The organism is Variovorax sp. WDL1 (genome assembly GCF_001541225.1).
Taxonomy (GTDB): Bacteria; Pseudomonadota; Gammaproteobacteria; order Burkholderiales; family Burkholderiaceae_C; genus Variovorax.
The window spans coordinates 60,501-67,716 of sequence record NZ_LMTS01000030.1; the positions used below are offsets into that span (position 1 = coordinate 60,501).

Consider the following 7,216-nt stretch of genomic DNA (forward strand, 5'->3'; position numbering starts at 1 on the left):
AAGCGCATGTCCAGCTTAATTGCAGCCGCCCCGTCTGCACAGCCTTCCACGGCCGTCTCCCCGATGGCCATCGAGTACGTCACGCGCGACCTGTTCAAGGGCAAGTCATTGCGCACGGCTTCCAAGACCTTCTGCTCGAAGTTCAACGGGCAGCACAACATGTTCCTGGGACGCGTGAACCACTCGGTGGAGGAGATCATGCAGGCTGTCCTCGAAGACAAGGCCAAGCTCGCGATCGCGGGCGCCGCGCGAATGAAGCCAGGCAACGCCGAGATTGCAATCCAGGGCACCGCCAGGCAGTTCAACTTGGATCCTGCCTCTCTGGGCCGTGAAGTTGCGGCCCTCGTCGCCCGCTCGGCCTCGATGGAGCTTCTGGAAAGCCGCGACCCGCTCGCCCTCGCAATCGGGCTGCTGAACGCCGCTCACCCCGCCGCTTGCCAAGCCCGTGAGGGCGAGAACGAACAGGCCGCGTCTGCGGCGCCGCGCGCATGAACTCGATGCTGCACAGCGATCGCCCCCTCCCGCCTCCGATCGTTTATCACGGTACCGGCGCAACCTTCGGCTCCTTCGCGCAGAACGAGCGCGGGATCTTCTTCGCAGAGCACTACAACGCAGCAGCGTCGTACCAGCGCATCCGCAAGGATGCCGCGCCGCGCGTCATCGCCGCGAGCCTGGAGATTCACAATCCCTGGACCATCGTGCGCTACGGCCTGGACGTCCCGTACAGCCAGCAGCTCGACCAGTCCGCGGTAGCGCTCAAGGCCCGCGGCTTTGATGGGATCTACATGCCCAACGAGCGCGTCTGGGTGGCCTTCGAGCCCGAACAGATCAGCATCCTGGACCACGCCGTCACTCCGACCTGCTTTGCCGGCCATCTGCAAGCCGCCGTGGATGAGGCCGAGGTCGGATGGCATTTCGAGGAAGGCGGCTGCTGGGGCATGGCGCTGGCGCTGCGTTCCGCGCTGGTCCATGGCAGTGAGATCGTCGTGCGCGACGACTTCGTTCATGCATATGTACGCGCCGGCGGCCGCACCTTCGATTGGCAGGGCGAAGCCGACTTCCCAGGCGGCCGCATCGTCACTCGCGACCAACTCGTCAAGGAAGCCCTCGCCAACGGCTGCTCGCAGGAGCAGCTCGAGGCCGACACCGAGCGGGCCGACCAGATCATTGAACGGGCGCGGCAGCTGTACCTCATAGGGGACAGTGCATCCGAGACCGAGATCACAACCGCAGAAGCAAGCGCCCTACGGGGCTGAGGAAGCATCAGAATGGGATACGACGCACGAGTCACCTTCGAAGCAACGATCCGGGAGGGCGTGACCAGGCAGGCCGTCGAGGCAGCCCTCAAGCCACTACTGGACGACTCGGAATTTGATCTCCTCGACCGGGACGACCCGATGGAGGAGAAGTTGGCTGCGCTGGTAGACGGCATTCTGATCGTCCGCGCAGACATCAGCGCCGGCTATGACTTCTATGACCACGTCTTCCTTCCAGTCGTCGAAGCCGTGGGCGCAATCGCAGAGGACGCCTTCGAAGCCACCCTGGAGAACCAGGACACTGGGGACGCAGAGGAGCGTTACACGACTGTCATTGCCGGTCCGGCTCATCTCATCCCTGAGTACAAGACACGGATGGCACGCTGGAGCCTTCCGGTCGAGGATATCGCCCTGCCCCTGAGCGCCCGCGGATGGCCCCTCGAGGACATCGCCACCCGCGAGTGCATGACCATTGCCGCGTTCCCGAAGGGCGAGCACCACACGGACGCGGTGACCCGCGTCTCGGTCGATCTCCTCGGCCTAGACCTGGACCAGGCACGTCGGAATCGCATCGCACGCTTGGCAGTGCTGCTCGCACGCGAGATCGCCGGAGAGGATTTGATCCTTCACCCCAGACCGGGCTACGGCGCTGCCGAGCGCGCGCTGGACGCAGCGGGAGAGGCGATGCGCGCGCTGAACCACTTCGATGCAGGCCTCAACGCCGGCATGGGCAGGCCGCCCGAAGGTGCCGACTACGAAGCTCTACTCCAGATTGCAAAGTCTGGGATCGAACGCGTCCGCGACGAAGCGGTATCGCGCTCGAATGCCATCGTGGCGCCCACTGCAGAAGCCGAACCCACCATCGAACAAGCAAACGCCCCGCGGGGCTGAGGGACACACATGGGCTTCAACGCATACGCACGGGTCGACGCAATTCTGCGCCCGGAAATCACCCGCGAGCAGGTGCAGGCCGCGTGCTGCAACTTCCTCGACTGGCTCGGATACGAGCTGCTCGATGACGACTCCGACCTTCACGAAACCGGCGTCGCCTACGATGACAGGACGCAGTGCTTCACCCTGCAGATCACGTGCGAATGCCCGCGCGGCTTCGCCACTGACACCTTTCGCCCACTGGTGCTGGCCGTCGGCGAGCTCGCCGCCGAGCCATTCGCCGCCACACTCGTGAACGAGGACACGAGCAACGAGGATTCGCGGGAGTTCGTGGTGCTCGCGGGGCCCGCGGATCAACTCGGCGAGTTCCGCTTCCGCCGCGCCCAATGCGCAATTGAAGAGCAGCTCAAGGACATCGACCTGCCGCCAGGCACGCCCGGCGACTCGGTTGTAGAGCTGGCGAAGCGGGACAGCATGACGTTCTCGACGACGCCGCCAGGCGAAGCCGAACCTTCCGAGATCGCTCGGGTTTCCGTGGATCTCACTGGCCTCGAATTCGACGCAGGGCGCCGCGAGCGTATCGCGCGGCTCGCTACGGCGCTGGCGCGCGAGATCGCGGGGGATCAGTTGCTGCTTTCGGCTCGGCCGGGTGTTCTGAACGCGGCCGCCGAGGAGACCGATCAGTCCCACGAGACCGTGTCCCCGCGAGGATGATCACCATGACCAAACCCCGACGTACTGGCGCAAGGTGAAGCTTCGACTGATCGCTATCTCGCCCAGACGGGAACTCGGTTGCAAAGATGTTTTCGGGGGCCGGTGGAGGGCGGCCTTTCCCCTCCACCGTCAGGTTCCGCCCGGCGCAGGGATGGCCCACCCGAAGGCGCGGCTGCAGCGTTCGGTCATCCCTTCCTGTCCTATCTCGCCCTTCAGGCGGGCGTCCTTCTGCCTGATGCACTCGGGGTCTTGCGAAGCGGGCACCTCCGCGGCCTTGGCCTTTGCCTGGGCCTCTTGAGCCTCCTTCAACTCGCGCCAGCTCTTGGCTTCATCGGACTCGCAGCCTGCTGCAAAGACACATGCCACGAGCATGGCGGCGAGGAGGAGGCGGTTCATGGATTTCGTTTTCATGAGGACCAGAATACGGATCGGGAAAGCCCACCGTAAGGGCAAACCGAAAAATTTCCGCTCAAGACGCCATTTCCAACCATGCCCATCGAACAGATCCTTCGCCGCTCCGAAGAGCTCGACGACACGATCGTCAGGCTGCTCGACCCCGACACCTATCCCGTGTACGGGCCCGACAGGCTGCGCATGGGCTTGAGCGTCACCGCCGCTTCGCTTTCGCTGGAGCATGCCCGAGCGCTGCGCCTGCTAGTCGCGGGTGGCTTCATCTCCTCCGCTGTCCCGACAATGAGGATGCAGTTCGAGGCGACGACACGCTCGTCCTGGCTGCTCTTCGCCGCGACCGACGCCCAGGTCACCCTTGCAGGCGCGCCACTCACGACCGAGAGCGAAGAGGCGGCTCGCGATCTACCTATGGCCACCGGAATGATCAAGGAACTGCAGAAGGCCTCTGCCGCGATGCCGGCCGCCGCCGCGCCCGCAGCGATGCTGGGCCAGTTCAACAAGATGCAGCGCAACGCCCTCAATTCCTTCATCCACGGAGGCATTCACGCGCTGCGCCGCCATGAGGAGGGCTACCCGGTTCAGCTTGTGCGCCAGCTCGTCGAATGCTCGAACGGCCTGGTGACGATCGGCGCAATGATGCTCGCCATCCTGTCGGGCGACGCCGTCCTGATGCGCCGGATGAACCGGGTGCACGTGGGCTTCGAGGACTGCATCACGCCGATGCTGCCGGCCTGACCCTGCGTCCGAAGCTTCGCCTTCACGCCTCAGGCGGCTTCGTCTGCTCCAGGATCAGGGTGCGCAATGCCCGCTTACCCCGGGCGTTCTGGCTGCGGTAGGCAAGGCGCGCCAGTTCGATGAAGCGCTCCTCGCCATGATCCACCTCAGGCTCCGTGGTCTGATCCTCATCCAGCCATTTCGCAGGTTTGCCACAGGCCGTCTCGATCTGCCTGGCGAGCTTGTCCGAGATGTTCCTCTGCGTCTTCTCGGACCTGATCTGCGTCCACATGCTTGCTGAGATCTGCAGCTTCTTCGCGAACAGCTCTGCCATGCCAAGAGGCTTCACGCCCTGCAACGCTTGCTCGGCTACGAACTCGCCGAACAGGACGAGGGTGTTGTTGCGACGAATTGCGGGAAGTGACATGCTGGTGTTCCGGGGCAACGCGGCGTTGATCGTGTCGGGAAAAAAAACAGGTTTGAAAAAAAAGCTTGCGGCGGGAAGTAAACCCAGTTTACATTACACCCCATCGACGAACTTGTTTCGTCCGTTTCTTCAACCGTACTCCGATTCATCGAGAACAAAGCCACCAACTGGAACCATCGTGAAAGCAAACCTGACCTCATTGAACATTCGACCCGCATCGGGCCGGGCGTTCGTGCGCGTCTCGTTTTGTGGTGGTCGCAGTCTGACGACATCCAAGATGCATTCGCAGCTGAACTCCATTCAGTCCGTCCCGGCCGCACCGTGGCTTGGACAGTATGAGGATCAGCCATCCCCGGGTGGAGGTAGCGCGTAGGCGCATACCTTCCAAGCTCTCTCACCAGAGGCCCGGATTCCGAAATGGATCCGGGCCTTTTTGTTTTCCCTCGTGCAGATCTCGATCGGCACCTACCCGCGGAAGGCACCAGTGCCAATCGCCACAGCAGTGATCGCGCTGCCGTGAACTCACTCGCCGAGTGGCGCCGGTGGGTGATCCTTAAAAATTTGCCGCGAGTCGCGCCCCTCACTGGTGGGGCCAACGGCTCGCAAGACATGCAGCCGTAGCTCAGCCAGGAAGAGCGCAACGTCGCCAACGTTGAGGCCGAGGGATCGAAGCCCTCCGTGCTGCTCCATTTCGGGTGTGTCTTTGCAACACCACCAGAGGCCAACCGCGTCGGCGGCCTGGGGGGATGTGCATGGTCTGGACCCAACCATGTGCAGCGATGTCGACGTGAGTGCGCAAGCGCTCGAATCGCGTGAAGACACAACCGAAATGGATCGCCCCCCGATGGCGGAATTGGTAGACGCACCGGTCTCAGAAGCCGGGGACGAAAGTCATGCAAGTTCGAGGCTTGCTTGGGGGACCAGTTGCCACCTCACTCCATACCTCGATAGCTCAATTGGCAGAGCGCCGGTCTCCAAAACCGGAGGTTGTAGATTCGACTTCTACTCGGGGTGCCATTTTCAAATGCCCGTATAGCTCAGTTGGCAGAGCACCATTTTTGTAAATTGGTTGTCGTCTGTTCGATTCAGACTGCGGGCTCCATCAGATATCTGCCGGATTCGTCTAGTGGCTTAGGACACAAGGTTTTCATCCTTGTAGACACGGGTTCAAATCCCGTATCCGGCTCCAGTCGCGGACGCTTCATTCGTCGATTTACTTTACCAATCCGCGCGATAGGGGAGTCAGGTCGTCCCCGCGAGTTTCATACGCTCGAGATCGCAAGCTCAAATCGTGCTAGCGCAACCATTTACCTTGTCATTGATTCTGCGGACTCTACGTTGGATCAAGCGGATACGGGCCGTTCGCCAAGATGGTCTAAGGCACCGGATTTTGATTCCGGCATTCGCACGTTCGAATCGTGCACGGCTTTCCAATTTTCTCTTTTCTCGGGGTGTGGCGCAGCTGGTAGCGCGGATGCTTTGGGAGCATCAGGTCGCAGGTTCGAGACCTGCCACCCCGACCAGACAAGAAGCGAGACAGGGCGATGAAGATCGTCCTCTCCCGGAAACCGGACTCAAAGATTGGGAGTCGCCGGAACCCGTACCCGGACACCATTGTCACGCATCAGGAGCATTGGCCGAGAGGTAAGGCACCGACCCGCTAAGTCGGAGCTGCGAAAGCGGTTGGTCGGATCGTTACCGACATGCTCCGCCAGTTTCCCGGGGATGTAGCTCAGTTGGGAGAGCACCTGCTTTGCAAGCAGTAGGCCGGCGGATCGTACCCGCCCATCTCCACCATTTTCTTCGCTCCGATAACTCAGTGGCCAGAGTGCCTCCCTGTCTAGGAGGAAGCCGGGGATTCGACTTCCCCTCGGAGCGCCACCCCTCTCGCAGTCCAAGCTAACCCGGTGGAAGCGCCTGTTTGAAAAGCAGGAGGGCGAGGCTCGACACCTCGGGGCTGCACCATCATCACCGGAAGACTGGCAGAGCGGTCTATTGCGCCTGGCTTGAACCCAGGTATCGAGGAATCCCCTCGGTCGCGGGTTCGAACCCCGCGTCTTCCGCCACCCTCATTGTTTCGCGTGTGGAGAAGTGCCAGAGCGGTCGAATGGCCCGCATTGGAAATGCGGTGGTCGCAGGGATGCGGCACAGGGGTTCGAATCCCCTTTTCTCCTCCAACCGTACCAACCAACCCTGGATGCGTGCCCGAGTGGACTAAGGGGCCTGCCTCGAAAACAGTGCTGCCGGGCGCAAGTTCGGCTCGAGAGTTCGAATCTTCTCCGCATCCGCCACTTCAGAAACCCTTTCCCTCCCGCGTTAGCTCAATTGGATGAGAGCACTGGCCTACGAAGCCTGGGGTTACACGTTCGAATCGTGTGCGCGGGACCACCTACACATGGATCGTGAGCAGAGCTGGCTACTGCACGGGATTGTAAATCCCGCGTCCTTCGGGACATGCTTCGTTCGAGTCGAAGACGATCCACCAAAACCACGCGAGCCTGGCCGAGCGGTTAGGCGGCGCCCTTCCAAGGCGCAGAGGCGGGTCCAACTCCTGCGGCTCGCTCCATCCATGGCGCGCATCGCCTCCGTGGCGGTCCGGGCTCGGCCTTGATCGCCGGGCCGGTGTCCCTCCCCAACATCCTTCCAGTTTTACAAAGAGGTAGCCAAGCGGTCGAAGGCGCCGGTTTGCAAGTCCGGTGAGCATTGCTCCACATGGGTCCGAATCCCATCCTCTTTTCCATCCGCCACCCCTGCCCTGCTAGCTGTAGTTTCCCAAGAGGTTGTTCACCCGAGGTGAAGGAAG

The 7,216-nt window shown here is 62.1% G+C and carries 7 protein-coding genes and 18 tRNA genes; 23 read left to right on the forward strand and 2 right to left on the reverse strand.

Going from position 1 to position 7,216, the window contains the following annotated elements; translation table 11 throughout:
* The first annotated feature begins 6 nt into the window (after positions 1-6).
* From APY03_RS06695 to APY03_RS06710, 4 genes are read left to right on the forward strand one after another with little or no spacing between them, the layout of a single operon-like run.
* Positions 7-492 carry a hypothetical protein gene (locus APY03_RS06695; protein ID WP_146039632.1) on the forward strand — a complete coding sequence of 162 codons (486 nt, stop codon included), beginning with the start codon at positions 7-9 and terminating at the stop codon, positions 490-492.
* Positions 489-1,256, forward strand: coding sequence for an ADP-ribosyltransferase-containing protein (locus APY03_RS06700; RefSeq protein WP_068675174.1), 768 nt, complete (start codon positions 489-491; stop codon positions 1,254-1,256). The genes APY03_RS06695 and APY03_RS06700 overlap by 4 nt, the downstream gene beginning before the upstream one ends.
* A gap of 12 nt (positions 1,257-1,268) precedes the next feature.
* Positions 1,269-2,147 carry a hypothetical protein gene (locus APY03_RS06705; protein ID WP_068675176.1) on the forward strand — a complete coding sequence of 293 codons (879 nt, stop codon included), beginning with the start codon at positions 1,269-1,271 and terminating at the stop codon, positions 2,145-2,147.
* 9 nt (positions 2,148-2,156) lie between these two features.
* Positions 2,157-2,861 (forward strand): hypothetical protein, encoded by a 705-nt coding sequence (locus tag APY03_RS06710; protein ID WP_068675178.1) that lies wholly within the window; start codon positions 2,157-2,159, stop codon positions 2,859-2,861.
* 129 nt (positions 2,862-2,990) lie between these two features.
* Here APY03_RS06710 and APY03_RS06715 read toward each other — a convergent pair whose 3' ends face one another.
* Positions 2,991-3,257: a hypothetical protein gene (locus APY03_RS06715; RefSeq protein ID WP_068675180.1), complete on the reverse strand. Its 267-nt coding sequence runs from the start codon at positions 3,255-3,257 to the stop codon at positions 2,991-2,993.
* A 93-nt stretch (positions 3,258-3,350) separates the two neighbouring features.
* On the opposite strand from APY03_RS06715, the gene APY03_RS06720 reads away from it, so the two are divergent.
* Positions 3,351-4,007 (forward strand): DUF6988 family protein, encoded by a 657-nt coding sequence (locus tag APY03_RS06720; RefSeq protein ID WP_083944197.1) that lies wholly within the window; start codon positions 3,351-3,353, stop codon positions 4,005-4,007.
* 22 nt (positions 4,008-4,029) lie between these two features.
* On the opposite strand, the gene APY03_RS06725 is transcribed toward APY03_RS06720, so the two are convergent.
* Positions 4,030-4,431: a hypothetical protein gene (locus APY03_RS06725; RefSeq protein WP_157103384.1), complete on the reverse strand. Its 402-nt coding sequence runs from the start codon at positions 4,429-4,431 to the stop codon at positions 4,030-4,032.
* 593 nt (positions 4,432-5,024) lie between these two features.
* Here APY03_RS06725 and APY03_RS06730 point away from each other — a divergent pair.
* From APY03_RS06730 to APY03_RS06810, 18 genes are all read left to right on the forward strand, one after another.
* Positions 5,025-5,102: transfer RNA gene (locus APY03_RS06730), tRNA-Gly, on the forward strand.
* Positions 5,103-5,251: 149 nt separating this feature from the next.
* A tRNA-Leu gene (locus APY03_RS06735) sits at positions 5,252-5,336 on the forward strand.
* A gap of 18 nt (positions 5,337-5,354) precedes the next feature.
* Positions 5,355-5,430: transfer RNA gene (locus APY03_RS06740), tRNA-Trp, on the forward strand.
* 9 nt (positions 5,431-5,439) lie between these two features.
* Positions 5,440-5,515 (forward strand) — tRNA-Thr (locus APY03_RS06745).
* A 10-nt stretch (positions 5,516-5,525) separates the two neighbouring features.
* Positions 5,526-5,602 (forward strand) — tRNA-Glu (locus tag APY03_RS06750).
* Positions 5,603-5,768: 166 nt separating this feature from the next.
* Positions 5,769-5,846: transfer RNA gene (locus tag APY03_RS06755), tRNA-Gln, on the forward strand.
* Between the two features lie 14 nt (positions 5,847-5,860).
* Positions 5,861-5,936 (forward strand) — tRNA-Pro (locus APY03_RS06760).
* A 104-nt stretch (positions 5,937-6,040) separates the two neighbouring features.
* Positions 6,041-6,127, forward strand: a tRNA-Ser gene (locus APY03_RS41265).
* 7 nt (positions 6,128-6,134) lie between these two features.
* A tRNA-Ala gene (locus tag APY03_RS06765) sits at positions 6,135-6,210 on the forward strand.
* An 8-nt stretch (positions 6,211-6,218) separates the two neighbouring features.
* Positions 6,219-6,294, forward strand: a tRNA-Asp gene (locus APY03_RS06770).
* Positions 6,295-6,302: 8 nt separating this feature from the next.
* Positions 6,303-6,378: transfer RNA gene (locus APY03_RS06775), tRNA-Phe, on the forward strand.
* Between the two features lie 8 nt (positions 6,379-6,386).
* Positions 6,387-6,479: transfer RNA gene (locus tag APY03_RS06780), tRNA-Ser, on the forward strand.
* Positions 6,480-6,498: 19 nt separating this feature from the next.
* A tRNA-Ser gene (locus APY03_RS06785) sits at positions 6,499-6,590 on the forward strand.
* 18 nt (positions 6,591-6,608) lie between these two features.
* Positions 6,609-6,704, forward strand: a tRNA-Ser gene (locus tag APY03_RS06790).
* 19 nt (positions 6,705-6,723) lie between these two features.
* Positions 6,724-6,801 (forward strand) — tRNA-Arg (locus tag APY03_RS06795).
* Between the two features lie 9 nt (positions 6,802-6,810).
* A tRNA-Tyr gene (locus APY03_RS06800) sits at positions 6,811-6,898 on the forward strand.
* A gap of 7 nt (positions 6,899-6,905) precedes the next feature.
* Positions 6,906-6,979, forward strand: a tRNA-Gly gene (locus APY03_RS06805).
* A gap of 87 nt (positions 6,980-7,066) precedes the next feature.
* Positions 7,067-7,153: transfer RNA gene (locus APY03_RS06810), tRNA-Cys, on the forward strand.
* Positions 7,154-7,216: the final 63 nt, after the last annotated feature.

Bases quoted from the DNA above. Each gene is read 5' to 3' on its own strand.
- APY03_RS06695 (WP_146039632.1), top strand. From the start codon at position 7: ATGTCCAGCTTAATTGCAGCCGCCCCGTCTGCACAGCCTTCCACGGCC.
- APY03_RS06700 (WP_068675174.1), top strand. From the start codon at position 489: ATGAACTCGATGCTGCACAGCGATCGCCCCCTCCCGCCTCCGATCGTT.
- APY03_RS06705 (WP_068675176.1), top strand. From the start codon at position 1,269: ATGGGATACGACGCACGAGTCACCTTCGAAGCAACGATCCGGGAGGGC.
- APY03_RS06710 (WP_068675178.1), top strand. From the start codon at position 2,157: ATGGGCTTCAACGCATACGCACGGGTCGACGCAATTCTGCGCCCGGAA.
- APY03_RS06715 (WP_068675180.1), bottom strand. From the start codon at position 3,257: ATGAACCGCCTCCTCCTCGCCGCCATGCTCGTGGCATGTGTCTTTGCA.
- APY03_RS06720 (WP_083944197.1), top strand. From the start codon at position 3,351: ATGCCCATCGAACAGATCCTTCGCCGCTCCGAAGAGCTCGACGACACG.